Origin of the sequence: Staphylococcus microti, from assembly GCF_000934465.1 — a bacterium.
GTDB classification, from domain to species: domain Bacteria; phylum Bacillota; class Bacilli; order Staphylococcales; family Staphylococcaceae; genus Staphylococcus; species Staphylococcus microti.
This window is the reverse complement of record NZ_JXWY01000181.1, coordinates 1-225: the sequence shown is the minus strand read 5'-3', so window position 1 is coordinate 225 and position 225 is coordinate 1. Positions and strand designations below refer to the sequence as shown.

The 225-nt window shown below is 43.6% G+C and carries 1 protein-coding gene; it reads left to right on the top strand.

Annotation, left to right across the window (positions count from 1 at the left end):
* A partial coding sequence (locus TP70_RS12525; RefSeq protein WP_044361819.1) for a hypothetical protein occupies positions 1–225 on the top strand: 225 nt, incomplete at both ends.

The window sequence follows — 225 nt, the reverse complement described above, 5'->3', positions numbered from 1 at the left end:
CTCATTGATGTTGATGTACTCATTGACGCTGAGTCACTTTCGCTCATTGATGTCGATGTGCTCATGCTTGCTGAGTCGCTCTCACTCACTGATGTTGAAGTGCTCATGCTTGATGAATCACTTTCACTCATTGATGTTGATGTACTCATTGACGCTGAGTCGCTCTCACTTACTGATGTTGATGTGCTCATGCTTGCTGAGTCACTTTCACTCATTGATGTTGAT